We start from the raw sequence: 21,775 nt of genomic DNA on the forward strand, positions 1-21,775 counted from the left end.
CAGGAGAAACAGTTGAAAATAAAGAAGGGAGTTCAATTCATTCTCTGGATTATTGCCATTCAGGGCATGGGGTTTCTTTTCGGCCTGTTAACCAAAGCCAATATTTCCTGGTATGAACACTTGAATAAGTCGAGTTTAACGCCTCCGCCCTGGGCATTTCCAACGGTCTGGAGTCTGTTGTACCTGCTGCTTGCCATCGTCGGATGGGCCTTGTGGACTGATAGGAAAGAGCCGCGTGTCAGGCCATTGTTTTACCTTTATTTGTTACAACTGGTTATGAACTGGAGTTGGACGCCTTTCTTCTTTCAGTGGCATTGGACAGGTTTTAGTCTGCTGTGGATTATTCTCATTGCCAGTCTGACAGGGATAATGATTTATCGGCTGTATCCTGAAAAAAGGACCCTTGCCGTCTTGTTAATTCCTTACCTGGTCTGGCTCGCGTTTGCAGCTTACCTCAATGGGGTTATCTGGCTGTCGAATTAAGGAATTTCCAGACACTTTTGCCGGAATAGGAATAACCCTCTTGCGGGGAAGAGGGCGGTGCAATGAGCATGAAGAGAACGCGACTAATCTTTAAAATGGGTATTGTTGTAGTCATTTTCTTCTTTGCTTCGCTGATCTTCTCTCCAGCTGTCGTTCCATTTTCCGGAGCCGCCAGAAATTTTTTGAAGATCTTTTTCAGCAATTTTTTTGGTTTTATTTAAGCGTTTTTGGGAGTGAGCGGGTGTCTTTTTCATACTGTTAATCCAAGTTTCTTGACTTATTTAAGCATAGTATAAAAAGATTAAAATTCACTGCCCGCAACGTTCCATTTTTGCCAATACGCTATGAAGAAGCGGATCCGCCTGTTGAATAAACGGGGCTTGCTCTTCAACGGTGTGGTTAAACCGATAAAGGTATTGCACTTTAAATTTGGTGTTTACAAACAACGGCTCATCAATCGCCTTGTAATTCCCCTTGTCAAAGAACGCTGACAATTTTTTATTGCAGCCGGGTGGAAGGAAAAAACCATTAATACTGCGTGCCTCGCTGTGTTTTTTTTCACCCTCTGCAGCGCAGGGGGAATGCGACAGAAAAATGGTGATGTTAATGATTTTTTGTTCGGGAAACGTGGCTTTAAACTGGGTTAGTACGTCAGGAAAACCGCGAATCAGATTTTCTTCTGCGTGATTGGACTCTGGAAATACTGAGGGTACGTTATCTGCCAGCATGAACCGATAAAGGCGTTGTGTTTTTTCCTCATCCTCATGCTTTGAGGTCGGACCTGACAATTCGTTGCTGATGCCTATTTTGGCTTTAGCCTGTTTGAGAGTGGCAATTTGCGGGGATGGATTACTTCGAAAAACAAAATAAGCCTGCCCGTTTAAACTAATGATGGCGATCACTTCGTTGGGTTTGCGTTGCAAAACGGCCATTGTTTCTGAAAGGGAGCGGTACAGCTTCATCTATTCTTCCTGTGCTATCGGTCAGTCAACGTCTAAGCACTATATTGTTCTCTCGGAGTACGGTCAATAGAAATACAGTCAGTTTTTTTTAATGCAGATTGGTGAGAGTATATCCTGGCCTTTTACCGGGGTTTAAGCTTTAATTTGCAAAATGCGCGATCTCAACCAAATAATATACCAAGGAAATCCAATTAAGTACCGCATGAAAAAATGGACTGGTTTTCTTATCGTGCTGACGATAATGGTTTTGGGGGCTTATTACGTGATGGGATGGATGGCCATGCGTACGTTAAGCCAAAATATCAACGCCCTGCCTGACAGCCCTGTCTTTACCATCGAACTGGAAAAATACCATCGCGGCTGGTTTTCATCGCATGCTCTGTTGCACTTCAAGCTCCATGTTCCACCCCAGGCCATCACCGGGGCGGATGGGCAGACGACCATGGGGCCGCCTGTGACCATTCGGCTTGGATTTCCTCTGCTGATTCAGCATGGCCCTGTCATCGTGACCGAGACGGGCCTTCGTTTTGGAACAGCGCAGGTAACGACCCGTCCCGCAACCCATTATGGCGCATTGATCAGTTACCTGAACAAAACCATCATGACATATACCCTGCCTGCGATGACGCTGTACACGGAGATCAATCCTTCGCTGGGCGGTTTTCAGTTCGATTGGCAAGGGCTTCGCCTCTGGCTGGGGTTGTCGCCGCATTTAAACGGGTTTGAAAGCCATCTTAAGGCGGGTGGTTTAACCATTCACTCCAAGGATTTTAAGTTAAAACTTCAGAAAATCGTCAGTGAGACGGAATCAACACGCTATCAGGAGTGGTTGTGGGTGGGGAAAACCCGGCTTTTCCTTCCTTCCCTAAGCTTTAATACCCCCGGGCAGACGTGGTTTGATCTGAAGCACTTTGATTTGACCGTCACCAATCAGGTGGAAGATGACAGCCTGCGCTTTGATTGGCAATTGTCCCTGCAATCGCTGTTTGCAAACAACAAGACCTATGGTCCGGCCACGATGAAATTGAGCATTCGCAGGGTGGATATGGCCGCTTTTGCGAAAATCAACCAGCAGCTATGGAATTCCGCGGCGCAAAGCAACCCGGACAGGGCGATGATGGCCGTCATGATGGCATTGCCTGACTTGCTCGCCAAAGGGCCTGTTATCGAACTGTCGGCGTTTGATTTAACCCTGCCTGAGGGCAAGGTTCTTGGCCATTTTAAAGTGATTTTCCCTGAGGTTCATCCCAAAGACGATGCAACATTCATGAAAAAAGTGCACGGTGAAGGGCAATTCCGCGCGCCGGCGAAGGTTGTCAAAGCCCTGTTGATGGCGTCACTGACACAGCATGCTAAGACGTCTGTCCCTGCGGCTTCAAGGGAGCAGGCCCTGACCTTAGAGGCGGCTAACCCTGTCCCTGCCAATGAACACCCGGATGTCGAACAACAGGCCGATCAACTGCTTAAGGATTACGTCAGCCGGGGTATTTTAAAACAGGAAGGGGAAGACTACGTGTTAACCTTTAAGTTGGAAAATGAGCAATTGATGGTCAATGGCCAACCCTTCAAGCCCTAAGGTGCGGGCGTGAAAAATGATTCACGCCCAAGCGTCATTAAGTCATCAACTGCTGGGTAGCAATGGCGCCCAATGCCACCGTAATGTGGCTTATCGTGGCATTGCTCGGCAGGTAGCTTTTAAAAAAGCCATAATAATCGGGTTCATTCGGCGGGGGGCTGGTGTGCAATTCGTTGAGGTCATCATCAGTGCTTGTCTCTGATGCTTCTTCGCTGAGGCCTTGTTGGGTATCTGCCGTTTCCTCCTGTGTGGTCGGCGTTTGCATCGCCTGTTGGGCCAGCAGTTTGTGGTATTGATCCTTAAGGAGTTGCTTTTCCTCCTGTAAATCGCGCAATTGCTGGAGCAGTGCCTGATTTTTTTGTTCCTGTTGGGTTAATTTAACCTTTTGAAGTCGCTCGTGGGTTTGTTCATAATTTTTCTGTACCTCCTGAAGATGGTATTGCAATTGATGGCGGTATCGTTCCCAATCCCTGGCCGAGGACAATTCCTCGTTTTGGCTGATGGTAATTTGCTTGAGTTCATCGTCATTGATTTCAAGATGCAGGGCTTTTTCCGCGTTTTCGTAGTGCAGGGCGGAGTCCTGGAGTGATTCGATGAGTTCAACAGAAAAAAAACAGGATTTTATCCAGTAATAGCATTGTGTGTACCAGGACAGTTGCTCCCAGCGGCTTCGGCAGGAGTAATAATGTTTACTGGCTGCGTTGAAATGATTTATTTTTTGTTCGAATGAGGCAATCTTTGCCTGAATTTCGGAACGTTGGGACGCAAAAACGGTGAGCTTTTTTTCAAGTTTTTTGCAGGCTTCAAGTCCTGAGGTGTCTTCAGGAGGGATCGATAAAGGCTTGAGCTCAATGGGTTCAATGGGTAGTATTTCTTTTTCTTGCGGGGCGGGCACGGAAGCGAACAGCTTGACCAGCCGGGTAATGTAATCCTTGGGACTTTCCGTATCTCCCCTGTCTAACTGCTCATTGATGAGAGGAATGCCATTCTGTACGCAATAGGGTTTAATCTCATCGAGAAGGGCTAAGGCTTGGCAGGCGGTCGATTTTTTCTTGTCCTCGACGGATTTAACGACAAACGAGCGAAGCATCCAAATCGTGCCTTCATACTGAACGTCGCGGTAATTTTTCAGGTGCTGGTAGTAGACAATGGCAAAAATTAAGCTTTCCCGGCTGGTGATCTTCGGTAAATGAAATTCGTAATCCGCTTCTTCTGTTTTGAATGCGATTTTATTGTTAAATTTCACTGCCTCTTGATGCAGGTGATTAGCCACTTCCTTAATTTCGGTGATCCCCTGCGTCTCGATCTGAAGCCCGATACGAATTAAGTTCCTGGCGATTTGAATTTGCCGTGTGTACTCTGGATTGGTTTTGACCTGGGGGAGTTGGTTGATTACGTCTTTAAAGCATTGCCAATAAACAGTCATCGAAATCATCATCAGTCCTTTTAGATCATCCCTCGTTTTAATGTAAAGGGGTTAGGTAAAAAAATCTACACTTCTTTTCCAGGAGGAGGTGTGAAGACCGCTAGGCAATTGAATGGATTAACGTTTTAAGTCGAAAGGCGTCGTTGGGGGCGCAACATTTTTCATCATTATCAAAATAACAGAAGACCGGTTTTCCTTCGTCGTGCCAGGCGACTATCTTACTGGCGTAACGTTTGAGCGTCTCGTCGTCGTAAGAACCCTGATAGGCCGAAGGGTCAGGGCCGTGCATGCGAATGTAGATAAAGGAGCCGGTCACCACCTCCGGAGACTGGTAAGTTTTAAAGTCATAAAAACACAGGCTCATGCCATGCTGGTGCAGTAATTCATAAAGCGCGTCGCAAAACCAGCTTTTATGACGAAACTCAAAGGTGTACAGGTATTGCTTGGGCAGACTTTCAACAAAAGCCTGAAGTACCGGGATATTGACAGGCCAATAGGGTGGAAACTGGAAAAGTATGGCCCCTAGTTTTTCCTCAAAATGACTGAATGCCTGGAGCAGGTTGACGGTACTTTCAGTTATGTCGCGTAAACGCTTGATGTGGGTGATGTAACGGTTGGCTTTGCAGGAAAAAACAAAGTCCGGTGGCGTCATGGCCACCCATTTCCTGACATTTTTTTCTTTGGGAACCTGATAAAAACTGTTGTTGAGTTCAACGGAAGCAAACGTCTGGGTATAACAGGGCAAAACCTGGTCGGGTTTTATTTTTTCAGGATAGAAAATCCCTATCCAGCCAGGATAGCTCCAGCCTGACGTGCCGATATGAACCCCCTTTTTTTCCATGATGAGCCTGCAAGAAGTCCTTTTTATAACTATAGACGCTGGGGCCGAGCCGCGGGCGACAGGGCAACATTTTGATCTGTTAATAATCACATAATAATTTTTAATTACAATTAGATTATGTTTTGATTATTTTGTTGCAAAAATGAAAACAATTGCTATTGTAGGCGGCGGTCCCATCGGTTTGTATCTGGCCATCCGGTTGAGCCAGGTCTTAGGCAGTCAATTGAGTGAATTTAAAATCATCATCATTGAACCGAAACTCAATGATTACAATCGGCCGGGCATTGTTGCAAAGAATGTGCTGGACTTGATTGAACGGCACATCAAACTCGGTAATGAGGTACTGAAAGCCAGTGATGACAGTGACAGTTCCATCTTCATCGGCCGGCTGGAAGCGGCTTTGCTCAAGGAGGCAAAGCATTACCCCATCCAGTTTGTAAAAGCCGCTCTGACCGGCATGAGCCCGCAGGGGGATTTACTGCTTGATAATGGCCAGCGCCTGACGTGTGATTACGCGTTTGATTGCACGGGAGCAAGGCGCAAACTGATTTCCTCAGTCAACAGCCAGTTGTCACCTGGGACCAAATTCACGGTTTCAACGGTGGCTGATAATCCCAGGAAAAATCATTTTGTTGCCTATGTGACCATGGATACCACCAATGCTGCACGAATGATTGAAGACACCAAAAGGGATCCTTTGCAGCGTGCATTGGGGTTGCAGCGTTTGCGCAGTGAATTTAAATGGCCTGAATTTGTTGAGCCGGAACTCAGTCAACGCCGCTACACCACTGACGAGTCGGTGCTTTTTTATCTTTATTATGAAACCCCGCCGCAGTTTAATTCGATTTCCCAATCCAAACAGAAGGAGTGGTTGTCGGCGTTAATCGAATTCAAGACAGGCCATGCGCTTAAGTTCCACGTCGAAGACGATCCTCTGAAATTCAGCGCTTTTGTTGTCGATCCGGACAAGGTGAATGAAGTCTATCTGCAAACCAGTGCCTTGCCCTTCATTGCGTTACCTATGGGTGATGCGCACATCAAACCGGATTTTCGCCTGGGAATAGGAATTCGCAGCGGCGTTTTAAGAGCAGAATCGTTTATTACGGCATTGGTTAAAAGCGGCGGAATTATACCTGGGGCATTAAAACCCTATGAGGTGTTGGTGCAAAATCCCATGGGATGGCATGAGCAGACCCTGCAATCGGAGTACCGCCTGGAGAAAGAAAAAATAAAAAATGCCCTGCCCCAAACGAAAAAAATGTACATGGCGGCTTTATCCCAGGCCGAGACCGATATCGACCGGTTAACGCTTGAGGCTGGCCTGGATGACATCAATACACAACTCGCACTGGAACAGCTGGCTCTGGCCAGAGAGCATTTTGCGATTGCCGCACATGAAAAAAGCGACCAACAGCCTATCCGACGAATTCGTCTATCCAAAACCAGTGTCGTTCTTCAGGAGGAAGCCTTGCGCGATTGCGAGAAAGCCTTATTTAGTGCCCTGGAATTGATGCCAGCCCATAAACAGAACGTTGTTAAAGACGAATTGCTTGATTTGGCGAGGAGTTACAAGGAGGTTGCCGGCCGGCTTTTTCTAAATGACCAGAAAGCGACTGCGAAGATTTATTACAAGGCCGCGGCTAACCTGTTAGGCACCTTTTTTTCAGCGGAATACTCCTTGGAGTTAGTGAAAATATATTCCAATTTATTAATCATTGCCAAACAACAAGAGCAATATAACTTGTTGGAAAATTACAATAATCTGGCTTTACAATGGTTAAAGCGTCAGGATGAGTCCTTACCTGAGGTTAAAAAATTAAAGGATAAGATCCGGTATAATCATTGTGAAGGCATCCTGACGCAGATAGCGAATGAAGCGAAAAAAGAAACACCGGATAAACAGGTGATGGCCAAACTGGAAGAAGCAGAAATCAATTATAGCCAATTACAGAGTCAGGAGCTGTTATCCGAGGTGGAAAATAAGAAGCTCGGGGCGCTTATGGACAAAATAAAGCAAAGCACCTTAAAAAACACCCAGACAATTGATAAAACAACCTAAAGGCTTGAGATAGCCGCTGCGGGCCTTAGAGCGAATCGATTGATTCATTGAAGGCAACGACCTGATTTCTGCCATTGTGTTTGGCGATATACAACGCTTTATCCGCGGCATTAATCAAGGGTTGAACCTCCTTGAGCGGCGGGCAGCAGGCAATCCCCACGCTGAGCGTGACCACGAAATGGTGATTGTCGGCCTCAAATTGCAACTGGGACACCTGGTGACGAAAATTGTCGCAGATGCGAATGGCATGGGCCTGCTGCACTTCAGGCAGGACGACAGCAAACTCCTCACCGCCATAACGGCCGATAATGTCTGAGCGCCGAAAGGAATTCTGCAGCAGAATAGCAATTTTACGGATGACCTGATCGCCCACGGGGTGGCCGAAATTGTCATTGATTAATTTAAAATGATCGATGTCCAGCATGGCAAACGACAGGGGCCTTTTATTACGCTGAGCACGCGATACTTCATTTTCAAGACGCTGGATAATGTTGGTGTGGTTATACAGTCCGGTAAAGCTGTCTTTGACCATGAGTGATCCCAGTACCCGGGCCCGTTTGGCACGGGACGTCAGGACATGAATCAAATCCTGAGGCTCAACGGGTTTTAACAGGAAATCATCACCGCCAAGGTTCAACGCGGACAATTGTTTGACGCGATCGCCTTCGCTGGAGAGAAAAACAATGGGAATCCCGGTGTATTGCGGTTCCTGCCGCAGCAGGACGGCCAGTTCAAGGCCTGTGCATTCCGGCATATAGATATCCATAAGCAGCAAATCCGGTTGAAAATCTTCAATGGATTCAATGAGTGCCAGCGGGTTGGTAATAAAGCGCGCCTCCATGCCGGCTTCTTTTAAAATCAGGGTGTAGTATTCCGCAACCGAGATCGAGTCATCAATGATGAGGATGCGGTAAGGCTCCCGCGGTTGGCCGATGGTGATTTGAATTAATTTTTTAGCCAGCAGAAAAGGATCGAGGGGTTTTTGATAAAAATCCGTGCTGCCAAGACGGATGGCTCTAAGCCGGGTTAGGATATCCCCCTGACGGGCTAAGCAAAACAAAGGGATGGACCGTTTAAATTGGCTTAAGAAATCGGTTAAGAATTCGGTCTCTTTCTCTCTTAGGGAATCCAGATCAATGAGGATGGCTGCGGGTATCTTTTTTTCAATCATGTCCTTGAGCGATACCGCCTGAGTTATTTTGAGTAATTTTAAATCTGATTCCTCCAGATTTTTTTTTAATTCTTCTGCCAGCGAATCGCTATTGCTTAATAAATACACCAGTGATTCCTGCGGCTTTTTTGCAACCTTCACCGGACCCGGGGAAGGGGTCTCGGCGATACAGTCAGTCAGGATCAATTCCAGGTATTTCAGTAATTGTTCTATCTCGCGTTGTTCGTTCAACGAAAGAGGATCAGGGCGCTCCAGCAGGGATTTTAAATAAACTTCCAGCGCGCGGGCGGCTTTTCCCAATTCAGTATAGCCATAGGTTCCTGCCGAGCCGCACAGGCTGTGGACATTGCGATGAAAATCAATCAGACGCGCTTTATCCCATTCTTTCAGCAAAGCGGTCCATTCCTCCCGCAGGGTCTCGATTTTACCGGGCAGGCTTTGGCGATACGTTGCAAATAACGCGTTTAACTTATGCTGTACATCTTCGTTCATGCCTGTCTTTCCCAGGCCGATTTAATCTTATCGGCCAATGTCATCGGATCAAAAGGTTTGGAAATCACTTCCAACGCACCCATGGACATGTAGTGCTGTATTTCTTCGCTTTGGATTTTTGCGGTCATGAAAATCGCTGGGATTTGCACATAACCTGGCATTTTACGCAGTTCGCTTAAGGCTGTTGGGCCATCCATGCCGGGCATCATGACGTCGAGAAGCAATAAATCGGGTGCTGTTTCTTTAGCCGCTTTAAGGACCTCAAAGCCATTCGTGCAATAAATCACCTCAAAGCCGCCTAAATCTTCCAGCGCGATTTGCGCGATTTCCCTGATGTCCGACTCGTCCTCGGCATAAAGAATGGTATTAAGAGTTTTGTTGGACATAGTGATCTTCCTTTAATGGTTCAGGAAACAGATTCTTAATTTTAGTCAACAGTTCATTATTGGTGATTTTTGATTTCACCAGTGCATCAATGACATAGCGCGAGAAATCCTTATCCAGTTCGGTCGCTGAATAGACGATAACCGGAATCTGGCGCTGGGCAAGTAACGGCAGCAGCGAACTGCCATTGCCGTCAGGCAGGAGGAGATCAAGAATCACGGCATCCACCTTGGTTTGCAGCAATTGAGTCTTGGCTTTTTTAAGGGTATCCACGGCAATGAGATTGACCGTTTTACTTAAGACCTCGTGAATGATTTTCTGGGTATCGGCGTCATCTTCAATGTGTAAAACCACGGGCAGACTGTTTGATTGCGGATGGTGAATGCGCGAAATGGCCTGCGTTAACTTGCCAAAATTGATGGGTTTCTCCAGCCAGTCAATGACGGAGAGGGCATCGCCGTTAATGATTGCCTGCCCTGTTTCGGCGATGATGGAGAGGACAATAATGGGTAAATCATGGGTTTTCGGTGAATTGCGCAATTCACGGATAAAGGTAATACCATCCTGGTCCGGCAGGATTAAATCAAGCAGAATGGCTTCGTAATTGTGTTTTTCGAGCAGCACTTTCGCTTCGCCAACAGACCCGGCGATGTCGCATTGCCAGCCGGACGCTTCCATGAGCAGGCTTAAATACTTCGCCTGGTCGAGGTCATCTTCGCAGATTAGAAACCGTTTCTCATCGGCGGCAGGCGTACTGATTTCTCCCGCTGGCATGTAAGCACTGCTTGGCAAGTCGAAGTAGAAGGTCGTACCCTCACCCGGCTGGCTGCTGAAATTGATGCTGCCCCCAAGCTTCTCAATAATGATTTTACTGATACTCAAACCTAAGCCGGTACCGCTTTTTCCGCGTGTGGAGGAGGAGTCAGCCTGAGAAAATTTCTGAAAAATCCGGGGCTGAAATTCAAGCGGAATACCTGATCCCTGATCCGTCACTGAAACCCGAACCTGTTCGCCGTGGGTGGATAAGGAAATGGACACTTTACCGCCCTGGTTGGAAAATTTAACGGCATTGGAAATTAAATTGGCCAAAACCTGCATGAGACGGTGGGGATCGGCCTGGACATAGGTATCCGGCAGGCCGTCTTTGAGTTCAATGTCGATGCCGTATTTTTCGCCATAGGCTTTGTTGGCGATGACGGCTTCGTTGACCAGTTTGTTTAATTCGACGGACTGGATGTCAAACACCATCTTGCCGCTTTCAATTTTCTCCATATCGAGGATGTCGTTAATCAGCAGCAATAGGCGCTCGCAGTTTTTATTGGCGATGTCCAGCAGTTTTTTAGCCTTGTCTGAAAATTCCCCCACAGTACCGCCCATGATTAAACCCAGTGAACCTAAAATGGACGTCAGCGGCGTTCTTAATTCATGGCTGACCACGGAGACAAATTCGCTTTTGATTTTTTCAGTCTGTTTCAGTTCGGTGATGTCGTGAATGGCAATCACTGCCCCTAAGGCATAGCCGTCTTCACGGATAATGGGTTGTCCGTCAATCACCACGTTGCGGGAGATGCCATTTTTGAATCGCAGTACAAGTTCCTTGCCATGGATGCGTTTTCCTCGCAGTGCCTGGCAAAGCGGCGTGTCTTCCGCTGCAAGTGGCGTCTCCTTGTTCAATTCATACAGTTCAAAATAATCGACTTGTTCCATCACCTGCGGGTTTTTCATCTCGCCGACAAATTTGTGCAGGGCCTGGTTAAAAACCGTAATCCGCCCCTGCGCATCGCAGGCGATGATGCCGTCATCCAAATTATTGAGCATGGCATTTAGAAATTCCTTCTCATTTTGTATGGCATTGAGCATTTTTCGGTAATAGGTGGAGACAGTGAGGGCAAGTGCAATAATCAAACTGGTCACTCCGGCAATAAAGAGTGCCATCCAGGTTGGATGGATGGTGGTGGCGTGCTCCATGTTCATGCCGGCCAAGGGGGTAAAGAGAGCAGCGGCCATGCCTGTGTAATGCATGCCGCAAATGGCGATCCCCATGACCAGTGCGCTGCCTGTTTTAAACAGTAACTGCTGCCTTCCGGTTCGTTTTGTGCTTTCAATGGTCAGCCATAAGGCCGCTTCCGAGGCAAAAAGAGCAATCAGAATAGAGAGGGTAAATAAACCGGGAAGGTATTGAATATTGACATGGGTTTTCATGCCCTCCATGCCCATGTAGTGCATGGTGGCAATCGCCAACCCAATGAGGACGCCGCCTTTGGCGATATCGGCGAAGGGACGTTTCTGATCCTTTAAGATATAGAGGGCAAAAGCCGATGCGGCAATGGCAACCAGCATGGAGGAAATAGTCCATATCAGCTCGTAACTCATGGGCATCGCCATGATAAAAGCCAGCATGCCAATAAAGTGCATGGACCAGATGCCGGCGCCCATGGCAAAGGCGCCGCCTGTTATCCAGTAAATTTTATATTGTGGGGATTTTTCCGCGCGAAGCCTGCCCACAAAGTCTAAGGCAACGTAAGAGGCTAAAACAGCAATGACATAGGATAAAATGACGAGTTTCAGATCATAGCGGCCTGTTAATAGATCGTCAGGCAGAGGGCCTGTGTGGAACCAGTTCAAATCCATTTTCATAGTCATCTCTAGTGTGGCTGGCCTCATCATGAAGCCATTCTGCTTTTCTTAGTATAGCTATTTTCCAAGTGGATGAATAATTGTTCGTTTATTTCGTTTAAATGCTGTTATTTCATGGCTTGAATGAGGTAAATGATGCCGTTGTAGTCATCTGACAGGTAAAGCACCCCTGCTTTACCTTCCACCACGTGGACCGGCCTGCCCATGACTTTTCCATTCTTTAAAAAGCCGGTGATGAAATCCTCTTCGCTTACGTGTCCTCCTGCGACGGTGAGCATTACCACTTTATAACCGACTTTCACCGAGCTGTTCCAGGAACCATGCAAGGCGACTAAGGCTTTGCCGTACCAGGGGGATTGCCGGTTTTTAATAAAAGTCAGGCCTAAAGGCGCCTGGTGTGCGTCAAATTCAAACACCGGGGGGAGGGACTGTTTAATCTGTTGCTCATGCCCCTGGCCGTAGTCAGGATCGGGTACGCGGTTACCGTTGGCATAGGGCCAGCCATAAAATTGATTTTCTAAAATGACATTGAGTTCCTCAGGGGGGAAATGATCGCCTAATAAATCGCGGCCATTTTCGGTGGCATACAATTTGCCATCCTCAGGCGACCAGTCAAAACCCACGGAGTTACGCAGACCGCGGGCATAAATGCTCAGTTGCGACTCGCCGGGCTTAAAACGGCTGAGGGTGGCGCGCAGCGGATTTTTTTCAAGACAGGCATTGCAGGAGGAGCCAATAGCGACATAAGCGTAGCCGTCAGGTCCAAATCGAATCGTGCGCGTCCAGTGCCCGCTGCCGGAGGGCAGGCCGGTAATGAGTCGCTTATACTCCCCAACGGTAGTTCCGGTGTCTTCCTGAAAGGCAATGCGTCCAATGGCATTCTCTTCAGCCACGTACAGGTAACCGTCATGAACATCCATGCTGTGGGGTTTTTGCAGGCCTTCAATCAAAACCCGCCGTTGTTGTGGTTGTTGATAAGGGATTAAAAGCACACGGCCTTTAAAGGGTTCGCTAACCAGTAAATCGCCCGTGCTGGTGACGTGCATAAAACGTGGATTTTCAAGATGTTTAATGTAGGGCTTAATCGTAACCTGAGCCTTGGAGGCCAGTGCTGTAGGGCTTGCTTTTAAAAAAGGAAGGGCTCTGCCAACTAATTCCCCCAGGGCAATATTAAATCCCAACAGTGGCAGACTTAAATAAATCAAGCCGCAAAGGCTGAGCGCCACCACTGAAATGACCAGCAGTTTTTTCATCAATGCCCTCTTTATTCTGGGTTAACCGGGGCAGTTAAATCCCTTATCCTTTCGAGGAGCGCGGATCGTGCCCGTGGCTGTCTTTAACGGCTATTTGTCCGTTTTTGTTATGAATCACCAGTTCAGACTGGGTGCTTCGGCTCATGATTCTTGCCTGATTTACCGCTTCTTTTTTAGTTGAATAATGGCCAAGGGTTGACTGAACATTGGTTTTTTTAATATCCCAACCGCCTTTGGCATTGGGTACGACATGGTGCTCATTTCTCATGGGAGTCTCCCTGCTTAATCACATGGATTGGACTTTTCATGAACAGTATAGTCAAGCCCTTTAAAAGGTGTGAAACCGCATGGACCATAACTAATGAAATTTACCCAATCTGACCATATATAATTCAGCTATACTTTGCTAAGGATCATTGAATTCGAAGAATCAGGGATGAACCAGAATTCAAGCACATATTCGTCTTTTGCCGTCGCGTTGTTAAAAAAATCACGCCGGAATCGAGGCGTTCTGAATGCCGTCCTTCGTTTGGCAGTCGCTGTGTTGTTGTTTATCACCACCACGTCTTACAGGCAGGTTAATCGCTTAATCGTAGACAGTCAATGGATTAACCACACCCATCGCGTCATTCAAAATGTGGAATCCACCCGGTATGGAATGATGGATGCGGAATTGCGTCAGAGGGCTTATCTGCTGAACGGATCGTCCCGGCTTTTGGCCGATTTCACTGTCATTAAAACGACGCTGGCCGTCGAATTAACCAGGCAGACGCGCGATACCTAAACCTGTCGGTTAATAATCATTGATTTTTAACGACAAACTCTGAATGAGGAATGGCGATTTCGATTTTAACATGGTGTTCGCGGGCACGACCAAGAGTGAAAAATCGATAATGATTGACAGCTCCGGTATTTGATACGATTGATTGATTCGCCAGCATTGGGAAGTACCGCAAGGTCCGGAGGCAGTGATGCGGGCGGCGGTAAGGGGTTTGGGATGAAGAATGAGTTTTTTAACTTTAATGAGCTCAAGCCTGTCCCTGAAAAAATGGTTCATTGGCCACCAGGCGGCAGGGTAGTAATTTCGTTTGACCTTGTCGATGTCGGTGGGGGTGTCGCCATAACTGGCAGACAGGGTATCCATCAGGGTTTGCTGTACCCAGGCCGTGACATTGTGAGGACCTGTTTTGGCATGGGCGCAAAAAAGGAGGAACAGCACAATAAAGGCCATTAACTTGTGGTTCACAATTCAAATCCTTTTGTTTTGCGATAATTACAAGAATAGCCTATTTTGCACAAGGTTGGTCATGCCATACGAGGCCAGCCCTAAGGATCAGGAGAACGTATGCAGCCTTATGTGATTAAAACGCAAAAATTAGGGTTACGACCCATCCGGGAAGAGGATGTGAAGTACCTGGAAGAAATTGACAAGGATCCAGTGGTTAAAGAATATTTTCCTGAAGGAACGTTAAGCCGGCGTGAAATCAGGGAATTTATTCAGGAAAGCCTTGAAAATCATGAAAATAAAAATTTGCCCTGCTTTGTGATTTTTCGTTTGAAGGACAGGCGTTTCGTAGGCGAGGCGTATTTTGACCAGCTCGAAAGCGGTGAAATTAAGGTCGGTTACCTGTTCCATCGTCAATTCTGGAATCGCGGCTATGCCACGGAGGTACTAAAGGCCCTGCTCAACTGGGCGAAAAAAAACATCAAGGCGGATTACATTATTGCGTATGCGGATAAAGAGAATGTGGCGTCATTCCGTGTCATGCAAAAATGCGGTATGCGGTTTTATAAAGAAGCGCATTTTCTAGGCATGGATTGCAAATTTTATCGCATTCGCAATCGCTAGCTGCCCGCCTGCCCGCAAAAGAACTGGATGACATTTTTTAAGACATGCTCACAGATAATCAATTGATCCAATGTCACAAATTCATTGGGGCGATGCGCCTCGGCAATGTCGCCCGGACCGCAGATAATGGTGGGAATTCCCATGTCCTGAAAGGCGCCGGCTTCGGTTGCATAAGAGACTTTAAGCCGCTCTTTCACGCCGGTAACAGTCCTTAATAAATGGGTAATGGGTGCGTCTTCGCGTGCTGTAAAACCGGAGGCGTCAGAGACCTGATCAAAATAAATCGCTGCTTCCTTATAGGTCGTTTGCATCTCGGGCAACAATTGCTCGTTAATGTGGTTCTCCACCTGGCTTCGGAAATGCTCTAAAGGAAATTCGGGAATGTAGCGAACTTCCAGCATGAATTCACAGATCCCGGGAATGATGTTGGAGGCATTACCGCCACTGATTAAATTGGTGGATATGGTGGAGTAAGGGATATTAAATGCGTCATCGAAAGGCCCTATGGCTTTTAAATGATTAAATAAATCATTGATATAGGTAATCAGCCGGCTTGCATACTCGATGGCATTACAGCCTTCGGTGACCATGGAGGAATGCGCGGCTTTGCCCTGGACCTGGCAATGGTAAACACGCCGCGACTTTTCCCCCACAATCGGTTTCATGCCGGAGGGTTCACCAATGATGCAGCCTTCGGGTTGAAGCGTGATCTGTTTCAGGTAGTCGGCCACAAAATCAACGCCCAGGCAGCCGATTTCTTCATCGCAGGTGAAAGCAAAATGCACCGGCTTTTTCAGGGTGGAGCGTTTGAGTTCAGGCACCATGGCCAACACGACAGCCAGGAACCCTTTCATGTCGCAGGCGCCGCGACCGTAAATTCGGCCGTCTTTTTCAACCGCTTGAAAAGGATCCGTTTCCCAGAGCTGGCCGGCCACCGGTACCACATCGGTATGACCGGATAATAACAGCCCGCCCTGGCGGCTGCCGTCACTGGCAGGCAGGGTGGCGAGCAGGTTGGCTTTATCATCCGCTGTGCCAGGAATGATGGTGGCCTCGATTTGATGAGATTGAAACCAGCCTGCTATTTCATGAATCAATTCCAGGTTGCTGTTGCTGGATACAGTATTAAAACTTATCAGGCGGTGGAGCCATTCAAATTTATTCATTTTTGATCAAAGTGGTTGTTTATGAACATAAAAAATGGTATCAAGTGTGTCTACATTATCGGTTTTTCAAGGGATTGTAAAAAAGTAATCGTCAATCCCTGAAGACCCAACCATGAGGTTTGGCCATGCCAGAGATTATATCCACACCCTCAAAAGGGGTGGTTGAAGGTGAAGACAGGGAACATCATTTTGCTTACTTTGAAACCCAAAACGAGCGATCCGATCAGGAAGATGCGCTGGCCTGGCATACCCTGGGTGAGAATCAGCTGCGATCATTAAGCCCTCAACAGATAGGACAACGCCTCTGGACAACCTGCAAGCTGCTCGATGAGCGGGCGAAAGACTTGCCTGAGGAAGCAGGAACAACGGCCTGCATGACCGTTTTTGATGGCAGGGACAGTGTGATTACTGCCTCCGTTGGCGACAGTGTTGCCTTTTTGGTCGCCTATGGAAAAAAAGGAGACGTCATCAGTGCAACCCGATTAAATGCCACCCTTCATCACCCTGTTGTCCAGTCAGAGAAAGAACGCATTCTTAAAGCCGGCGGCAGTATGGATGCCAACAAAATCAATGGGGTTCTTTCGGTTTCCCGCGCCATTGGCGACTACGATACCCTCGATATCCACGGGAAAAAATTAGCGATATCTGACGCCGCGGTGGACATTGCCAGTATCGGTCAGCTATTGCACGAGGAGGAAGAGCCTGTCAGCAAAATTCAACTGATTTCAACCTGCGATGGTTTCACCGATGGTGCTGAAGACACCAGCACTGAAAGTCAGGTGATGTATTTATTGACCTGCCTTGCACGGATGAATAAGCCGGGCTTCAAGACAGAAGCTGATATTGCGGCATTCCTTGCAGCCTGTGCCATCGAATCCCACTCAACGGACAACATCTCCATCGCGGTTCAAACCCTGGTGTACGGGGAGCCGGTATTTCTTGGCGTCTATGACGGCCATGGCGGCAATCAAATCGCCCACGAGGCAGCGATGTGGAGCGGCAATGTTTTTTTAGAACAATGTCAACTTTCACAAAGCGAGTATGAGCAACAATCATTAAGTACGGTTGAGCATAAAGAACGCTATGAGAAAGAGAATGAAAAAGCCGTGCATTTTGTTGCACAAAAGCCGCCTTATTTTTTGGAAAAATCACCGTCCTTTTTGAAGGCAACGACAGCGAATGAAAAAGTATCCGTGGTCGGTCTCAAGGAAGAATCCTTATCGCAAAGCAGTCCTTTTTTACAAGGGACTAAATCGAGCGCATCTCAGGGATTTTTTGGTAAAAATCCCCTGAACAATGAAGAAAAAAAAGAGCCAGGCGATGTGATCACCCTGGCGAGTTAGGGTTTTATGCCAATCCGCCGGAAGAAAAACAATTTTTTTCCATTGTTAAGTGGTTCAGACAGTATTATGCTTGTCCTGTTGTTACTGATAACTCAAGGTAGCGCTAACAAATGAACTGGGGCATTGTATGGAAAATGCGATTGTAGTTATCGGGACATCTGCAGGCGGTTTAAATGCCTTAAAAAATCTTTTAAGCGAACTTCCGGCGGAATTTCCAGCGCCTATTCTGATTGTTAAACACATTTCGTCCACTGTGGAGAATATGTTGCCTTCCCTTTTGGGCAGAATTTGTAAATTACCCGTCATTGAAGCCCGCAATAATCAACCCATTCAACCAGGCCATATTTATATTGCTCCCCCTAAATTTCATATGGTGATTGACGACGGCCATATTGCAACGCAGGAAGGTCCAAAGGTTAACCATTCGCGTCCGGCCATTGACCCTCTTTTTTATTCCGCGGCACTGCATTATAAAGAAAAAACCATTGGTATTTTGTTAAGCGGCATGCTCGATGACGGAAGTGCCGGTCTTTTAGCCATTAAAAAATGCGGGGGTATTACTCTTGTTCAGGATTTAAAGGAAGCGGAATACCCGGATATGCCTAAAAACGCCTTAAAAAACGTGCCTATCGATTATTGCCTTAACGTCAGGGAAATGGCTGCTCTGCTCATCGAATTAGTCACCAAAAAAATAAAAAACAACAGCGCGCCCTCCTCGGATATCCAGATGCTGGAACTGGAGTTTGCCATGAATTACATGCCTGCGCATCGAGTCAATATGGATGAAATTGCTACGCCTTCGGTTTTTACCTGCCCCGATTGCCAGGGTGTCTTATGGAAAATTAAAGACGACAATTTTGAGCGATACCGTTGCCATGTTGGGCATGCCTTCAGCAGGGACGGTTTGGTGGACGCTTATGAACAAAGTACTGAAACGGCCTTGTGGGCCGCGTTGAGGGCATTGGAAGAAAAAGAAAAACTGGCTCACAATGTGGCTGAAAAAGCACGGGAAATGAAATCAGAAAATGAAAAATACTTTGCCCAAAAAGCGGAAGAGGCTCGACGGTATGTAGACACCATCCGGGGCTTATTACTCAATAAGTAATTGACTCGGGTTACCCGTAGTGCTGCTCTTACTGATTTAAAGTAGGATACCAGACCTTTATCGCCCTGTAGTGATGACTTTGGATGGGGAATAAAATAACCAAAAAAACGACCTTGATGTGGACAGTATGGTAAACGAATTAACAACACCGGATGATGATCTTTTTATTGTGACGATTGGCGCCTCAGCCGGTGGCCTTGAGACCTTAAGAACATTCTTCTCTTGCCCCTCCATTCAGGCGAATATGGCGTTTGTTGTTATAACCCACTTAAATCCAAAGCAACCGAGTATGCTGCCTGAACTTTTGCAGAGTTGCACTGCTTTGACGGTTGTGTCCATCAGTAACGAGGAAGTCGTACGGCCCAATCATGTCTATGTACTCCCTCCGGGTAAGAATGTCATGATTCATCACGGTATTTTAAGGCTTATCGAGCCTAAAACACCCGATGAATTAAAAATGCCCATAGATTATTTTCTTCGCTTTCTGGCGCTGGATAAAAAAGGAAAAGGGATTTGTATTATCCTGTCAGGTACTGGCAATGACGGCACAGCCGGATTAAGAACGTTGAGGGAACAGGGCGGACTAATTATTGTTCAATCAGCCGCGTCTGCCCGCTATGACGGCATGCCAAAAAGCGCGATTAATACCGGCCTTGTTGATTATATTTTGCTGCCAGAAAAAATGTATCCCTTTTTGTTGGATTACATTGCGCATTTCCACGATAAGAACATTGTATTACTCGATAGCGTGGCGGAAGAAATCAACCAGATACTGGTGTTATTGAATAACCATACCGGCCATGATTTTTCCCTCTATAAACCGAACACTATTTTTCGCCGCATCCAAAAGCGACTCCATATTCTGCAGATTGATGATCTTTTCTTTTATATCAAATACCTTTATCAAAATCCCAATGAACTGGATACTTTGTTTAAAGAATTATTAATCAATGTTACGAATTTTTTCCGGGATCCTGAGGCGTTTGAGGTTCTTAAAAAAATCATCCTTGAAAAAGTCATGGACAACAAGCCCCAGGATTATTCGTTACGGGTCTGGATACCCGGGTGCTCCACTGGCGAGGAAGCGTATTCCATCGCTATCCTTTTACAGGAGTGTATGGATAGGGTAAAGCAGCGGTTTAATATACAGATTTTCGGGACGGATATTGATCAGGATGCCATTGAAATTGCCAGAACAGGCGTGTTTCCATCCAGCATTTCTTCCGAAGTTTCCCAAGAGCGGCTGGAGCGTTTTTTTGTAAAGGAAGGAGACACTTATAAAATCAATATCGACACACGCAAAATGATCATTTTTGCGGCACAGAATTTGATAAAAGATCCACCGTTTACCAAACTCGATCTTTTGAGTTGTCGAAATTTATTAATTTATTTAACATCGCAGCTTCAAAAAAGAATTCTGCCTTTATTTCATTACAGTTTAAAACCCAATGGCGTGTTGTTTCTTGGCACATCCGAGACGATTGGAGGCTCTGGGGATTTATTTACTATTCTGGATAGGCGATGGAAAATTTTTGAACGAAAAGGGGGCGCCACATCATTTCAGGCAGTCATTGATTTGCCTTCGAGCACGCCATTATCTGAATTTTCGAGTATGAAAGTTACGGAAAAGATTATGTACGAAAATGAACCCAATCTGACATTAATTATTGAGCAATTGTTGCTTAAAAAGTACACGCATCCTTGTGTGGTTATCGATGACGACGGAAGTATTGTCTACATCTACGGTCGGACAAGCCGCTTTCTGGAGTTCGCTGCAGGAGAAGCGAGGTTGCATTTCCTGGAAATGGTTCGCCCCGAACTGAAGGCCAAAGTATCGTTAGCCATACGCAATGCGGCCTCTCAAAAAAAGGAAATTGTTTTTAATGCCCTGCAATACAAAGACCATGCAGAAATTAAATACCTGAATCTCAAGGTCAGGCCTATTTTTGAAGCCGAGGCATTGCATAAAAAATTACTGATGATTGTTTTTGAAGAAATAGCGACTTTTGGGCAAAACCATGAAAAAGGGCGCAGACGGCTGGAAACCAAGGATGAACTTGAAAAAAAGATTACCCAGCTTGATCAGGAATTAAAATACACCAAGGAAAGCCTGCAGACGACCATTGAAGAACTGGAAACTTCCAATGAAGAACTGAAATCGAGTAATGAGGAACTGCAGAGTACCAATGAAGAGCTGCAGAGTACCAATGAAGAGATTGAAACGTCCAAAGAAGAATTGCAGTCATTAAATGAGGAATTGACCACGGTCAATGCAGAACTTGAAAGCCGTATCGAACAATTATCCAGCGCCAATGACGACATTAAAAACCTGCTGGATAATACCGAAATCGCTACCATCTTTCTTGATAAAGACTTGTGCATTAAGCGATTTACCCCCAAAGCCACGGAAATCATTAATTTGATTTCATCCGATGTTGGCCGCCCCATCAGCCATATTGTCTCCAATCTGCAATACGACAATCTGGTTGATGATGCGAGGACGGTGTTACAGACCCTGGAACCGACGACGAGGGAAGTCATGGATAAAAGTGAACACTGGTATGTGGTTCGCATCATTCCCTACCGCACGGTAACCAATGTGATTGATGGCGTCGTCATCACCTTCCTTAATATCCATGCGCAAAAGAAAGCAGAAAATGCATCCCTTGCATTAGAAAAAGAGGTGCTGACGCTCAGTGAAATCAACCAAATGTTATTGAACAGATTGCCGGAAGCGGCTGTGTTATTAACCTCAGACTACAAAGTGGTTTTTGCTAACCCCAAATTTGAAAGTTTAGCGGGCCTCGTTAACAGCAAGTTAACGGGGTACTCCTTGTTTAAGTTAAAAATAAATTGGGATCACGAAAAATTGAAGCAATTACTGAATCAGGGAACGCAATTGCCGGAGAATCTGGATAATAAAATTAACATTTTTAATAATAAAAGCAAGTTGGTGAGCACGTATAAATACCCTCAATCAATGATACTGCTTTGTCTGTTTGACGAGGTATGAGGGCAATAACACTAT

General features: G+C 46.4%; 19 protein-coding genes. 8 read left to right on the forward strand and 11 right to left on the reverse strand.

Going from position 1 to position 21,775, the window contains the following annotated elements:
- The first annotated feature begins 12 nt into the window (after positions 1-12).
- Positions 13-483 (forward strand): TspO/MBR family protein, encoded by a 471-nt coding sequence (locus DYE45_RS03685; protein ID WP_108293991.1) that lies wholly within the window; start codon positions 13-15, stop codon positions 481-483.
- A gap of 83 nt (positions 484-566) precedes the next feature.
- On the opposite strand, the gene DYE45_RS14640 is transcribed toward DYE45_RS03685, so the two are convergent.
- Positions 567-737 carry a hypothetical protein gene (locus DYE45_RS14640; protein ID WP_160160668.1) on the reverse strand — a complete coding sequence of 57 codons (171 nt, stop codon included), beginning with the start codon at positions 735-737 and terminating at the stop codon, positions 567-569.
- Between the two features lie 54 nt (positions 738-791).
- A complete protein-coding gene (locus DYE45_RS03690) occupies positions 792-1,445 on the reverse strand; it encodes an MBL fold metallo-hydrolase (RefSeq protein ID WP_108293993.1) in 654 nt (217 codons plus the stop codon).
- Positions 1,446-1,647: 202 nt separating this feature from the next.
- Between DYE45_RS03690 and DYE45_RS03695 the strand changes: the two genes are divergently transcribed.
- Entirely contained in the window at positions 1,648-3,021 is a 1,374-nt protein-coding gene (locus DYE45_RS03695) for a YdgA family protein (protein WP_160160669.1), read from the forward strand.
- A 37-nt stretch (positions 3,022-3,058) separates the two neighbouring features.
- Here the strand turns inward: DYE45_RS03695 and DYE45_RS03700 are convergent, their stop codons facing one another.
- Both DYE45_RS03700 and DYE45_RS03705 read right to left on the reverse strand, forming a co-directional pair.
- Complete coding sequence (locus tag DYE45_RS03700; RefSeq protein ID WP_136627794.1) at positions 3,059-4,459, reverse strand: hypothetical protein; 1,401 nt, start codon at positions 4,457-4,459, stop codon at positions 3,059-3,061.
- Between the two features lie 88 nt (positions 4,460-4,547).
- Positions 4,548-5,288, reverse strand: a complete 741-nt coding sequence (locus DYE45_RS03705) for a DUF72 domain-containing protein (protein ID WP_108293999.1) — start codon at positions 5,286-5,288, stop codon at positions 4,548-4,550.
- A 142-nt stretch (positions 5,289-5,430) separates the two neighbouring features.
- On the opposite strand from DYE45_RS03705, the gene DYE45_RS03710 reads away from it, so the two are divergent.
- The gene (locus DYE45_RS03710; protein WP_115300475.1) at positions 5,431-7,347 is read left to right on the forward strand and encodes an FAD-dependent oxidoreductase; all 1,917 of its coding nucleotides are present in this window, start codon (positions 5,431-5,433) and stop codon (positions 7,345-7,347) included.
- 25 nt (positions 7,348-7,372) lie between these two features.
- Here the strand turns inward: DYE45_RS03710 and DYE45_RS03715 are convergent, their stop codons facing one another.
- The 5 genes from DYE45_RS03715 to DYE45_RS03735 all read right to left on the reverse strand — a co-directional run bounded on the left by DYE45_RS03715 (position 7,373) and on the right by DYE45_RS03735 (position 13,552).
- Complete coding sequence (locus DYE45_RS03715) at positions 7,373-9,010, reverse strand: diguanylate cyclase (RefSeq protein ID WP_115300476.1); 1,638 nt, start codon at positions 9,008-9,010, stop codon at positions 7,373-7,375.
- Positions 9,007-9,396 carry a response regulator gene (locus DYE45_RS03720; RefSeq protein WP_108294005.1) on the reverse strand — a complete coding sequence of 130 codons (390 nt, stop codon included), beginning with the start codon at positions 9,394-9,396 and terminating at the stop codon, positions 9,007-9,009. Before DYE45_RS03720 ends, DYE45_RS03715 begins: the two co-directional genes overlap by 4 nt.
- Entirely contained in the window at positions 9,377-12,037 is a 2,661-nt protein-coding gene (locus tag DYE45_RS03725) for a hybrid sensor histidine kinase/response regulator (RefSeq protein WP_242602703.1), read from the reverse strand. The genes DYE45_RS03720 and DYE45_RS03725 overlap by 20 nt, the downstream gene beginning before the upstream one ends.
- A gap of 101 nt (positions 12,038-12,138) precedes the next feature.
- Positions 12,139-13,284, reverse strand: coding sequence for a PQQ-dependent sugar dehydrogenase (locus DYE45_RS03730; protein ID WP_115300478.1), 1,146 nt, complete (start codon positions 13,282-13,284; stop codon positions 12,139-12,141).
- A gap of 43 nt (positions 13,285-13,327) precedes the next feature.
- Positions 13,328-13,552: a DUF2188 domain-containing protein gene (locus DYE45_RS03735; protein ID WP_108294011.1), complete on the reverse strand. Its 225-nt coding sequence runs from the start codon at positions 13,550-13,552 to the stop codon at positions 13,328-13,330.
- A 168-nt stretch (positions 13,553-13,720) separates the two neighbouring features.
- On the opposite strand from DYE45_RS03735, the gene DYE45_RS03740 reads away from it, so the two are divergent.
- On the forward strand, positions 13,721-14,068 hold the full coding sequence (locus DYE45_RS03740; protein ID WP_115300479.1) for a CHASE3 domain-containing protein: 348 nt from the start codon (positions 13,721-13,723) through the stop codon (positions 14,066-14,068).
- Between the two features lie 9 nt (positions 14,069-14,077).
- Here DYE45_RS03740 and DYE45_RS03745 read toward each other — a convergent pair whose 3' ends face one another.
- A complete protein-coding gene (locus DYE45_RS03745; protein WP_242602702.1) occupies positions 14,078-14,530 on the reverse strand; it encodes a hypothetical protein in 453 nt (150 codons plus the stop codon).
- A gap of 99 nt (positions 14,531-14,629) precedes the next feature.
- Between DYE45_RS03745 and DYE45_RS03750 the strand changes: the two genes are divergently transcribed.
- Entirely contained in the window at positions 14,630-15,133 is a 504-nt protein-coding gene (locus DYE45_RS03750; RefSeq protein WP_108294017.1) for a GNAT family N-acetyltransferase, read from the forward strand.
- Here the strand turns inward: DYE45_RS03750 and argE are convergent.
- On the reverse strand, positions 15,130-16,299 hold the full coding sequence (gene argE, locus DYE45_RS03755; protein WP_108294019.1) for an acetylornithine deacetylase: 1,170 nt from the start codon (positions 16,297-16,299) through the stop codon (positions 15,130-15,132). The genes DYE45_RS03750 and argE overlap by 4 nt on opposite strands.
- A 125-nt stretch (positions 16,300-16,424) precedes the next feature.
- Between argE and DYE45_RS03760 the strand changes: the two genes are divergently transcribed.
- The 3 genes from DYE45_RS03760 (at position 16,425) to DYE45_RS03770 (ending at position 21,760) form a co-directional block, all read left to right on the forward strand.
- Positions 16,425-17,642 carry a PP2C family serine/threonine-protein phosphatase gene (locus tag DYE45_RS03760; RefSeq protein ID WP_108294021.1) on the forward strand — a complete coding sequence of 406 codons (1,218 nt, stop codon included), beginning with the start codon at positions 16,425-16,427 and terminating at the stop codon, positions 17,640-17,642.
- A gap of 127 nt (positions 17,643-17,769) precedes the next feature.
- Positions 17,770-18,747, forward strand: a complete 978-nt coding sequence (locus DYE45_RS03765; RefSeq protein WP_108294023.1) for a chemotaxis protein CheB — start codon at positions 17,770-17,772, stop codon at positions 18,745-18,747.
- A gap of 127 nt (positions 18,748-18,874) precedes the next feature.
- Positions 18,875-21,760: a CheR family methyltransferase gene (locus tag DYE45_RS03770; RefSeq protein WP_108294025.1), complete on the forward strand. Its 2,886-nt coding sequence runs from the start codon at positions 18,875-18,877 to the stop codon at positions 21,758-21,760.
- The last annotated feature ends 15 nt before the right edge of the window (positions 21,761-21,775 follow it).

Source organism: Legionella taurinensis, from assembly GCF_900452865.1.
GTDB lineage: Bacteria > Pseudomonadota > Gammaproteobacteria > Legionellales > Legionellaceae > Legionella_C > Legionella_C taurinensis.